Genomic DNA, 1,251 nt, shown 5'->3' with positions numbered 1-1,251 from the left:
TTGCGCTCGAGCAGCACCTTGGCTAGCTCTGCTGCCATTCGCGTTTTTCCCGAACCTGGTGTTGCTTGGCAGAAGAAGTGAGGGTTACCGCGATAGTGCTCAAGCGCGGTTTCTATACATTCCCTTTGCCACTCTCGAAGAGATTTTGTCATGCCGCGGCAATTGCCTTGAGCGAGTTTTCAAGCGCACGAAGATGCCCCAGCAACCGAGAGCTGCGGTCTCGAACCTCATGGTATTCGCCTTGAAGCCGGGCTCTTAAAACAGGGATCTCCTCAAAGAGCTGTTTGTAACGCTCCGTTTCCCCCATTGAGGACAGGAGGTCTAGGCGAGTCTCTTTTAGCATTTCTTGAAGACGGCCTTGGTCGTCCGATTCATTTTGTGCTGATCGTGTTGGCAGCTCGACCAACGGACCTTCAACGCTTTCAGAGTGAAAAGGGGATGAGTTGTCAGGTCTTTGAAATCGGGAAGCAACCAGCACAAGGTTTATATGGGCCGGCATTTCCAACAGATGGAAGAGCTGTCCACGCTTACTGAGTTTCGGCGACTTCACAACCCAGCCGGCACGAATCAGTCGACGGATTTGCTCATAAACGTAAATCCGAACTGCGCCCAGCTCATAGCCAGGGAAGTCTAGAGTCGCTGCATAGGCATCTCGAAGCTGGCGAGTCGTGAACCGCTGATGTATTTCTTGGCAAAGCAAGTCGTACAACTGCCTGTCGAATTCGAATGAATCATGTTTCATGCAGGCACCCAGAGTTCCGCGAACAAAAATACGGATTATAGTCCGTGGCTGATTCGTCCGCAAACGCCCGATAGTGCTGCCTCAAGCAGGTTGAGGCAGCTATGGGGAAATTGGCGAAGGCCTTGGGAACGAAGATACGGGAAGCAAGGAAGGCTAAGGGCTTGTCCCAAGACGTCCTAGCTCTCGTCTGCAAGGTTGATCGTAGCTATATGGGGCGCATCGAACGTGGAGAGGTAAACATAACGGTCGAGAAGCTTTATCAGATTGCTTTGAGCCTAGGGTGTGAACCAGGGTCACTTCTGCCGACAGCCAAAGATGCTAGCGATTGATAAGGTCAGGAATTGCCCCCTAGCAACCTCATTGAGGTAGAGACAAACCTTGACTTTAAGGATGCAACCTAACCTGAAAAGGCTTGATTTGGCGCTCCGCCAACTCTAACTCCCTTACGCGTTCCCATAGCTGTAGATTTTGTGTGAGGACCCGGTCGCGCTGCGCACGAACAGTTGCTA

At 51.8% G+C, this 1,251-nt stretch carries 3 protein-coding genes; 1 reads left to right on the top strand and 2 read right to left on the bottom strand.

Features of this window, described 5'->3' with window-relative positions; translation table 11 throughout:
* Together FQ182_RS29605 and FQ182_RS29600 are read right to left on the bottom strand one after the other, a co-directional pair.
* On the bottom strand, positions 1-152 hold a 152-nt coding region (locus FQ182_RS29605), incomplete at its 3' end, for a DEAD/DEAH box helicase family protein (RefSeq protein WP_178114559.1).
* Entirely contained in the window at positions 149-742 is a 594-nt protein-coding gene (locus tag FQ182_RS29600) for a hypothetical protein (protein WP_033896466.1), read from the bottom strand. The genes FQ182_RS29600 and FQ182_RS29605, both read right to left, overlap by 4 nt.
* A 101-nt stretch (positions 743-843) precedes the next feature.
* Here FQ182_RS29600 and FQ182_RS29595 point away from each other — a divergent pair, with 101 nt between their 5' ends.
* Positions 844-1,071: a helix-turn-helix domain-containing protein gene (locus tag FQ182_RS29595; protein WP_033896465.1), complete on the top strand. Its 228-nt coding sequence runs from the start codon at positions 844-846 to the stop codon at positions 1,069-1,071.
* Positions 1,072-1,251 lie beyond the last annotated feature (180 nt).

The sequence above is a fragment of the Pseudomonas sp. ANT_H4 genome (assembly GCF_008369295.1).
GTDB lineage: Bacteria > Pseudomonadota > Gammaproteobacteria > Pseudomonadales > Pseudomonadaceae > Aquipseudomonas.
This window is presented reverse-complemented; position numbering and strand designations above follow the sequence as displayed.

Excerpts from the sequence above, each read along its gene's own strand:
- FQ182_RS29600 (WP_033896466.1), bottom strand. The coding sequence starts at position 742 with ATGAAACATGATTCATTCGAATTCGACAGGCAGTTGTACGACTTGCTT.
- FQ182_RS29595 (WP_033896465.1), top strand. The coding sequence starts at position 844 with ATGGGGAAATTGGCGAAGGCCTTGGGAACGAAGATACGGGAAGCAAGG.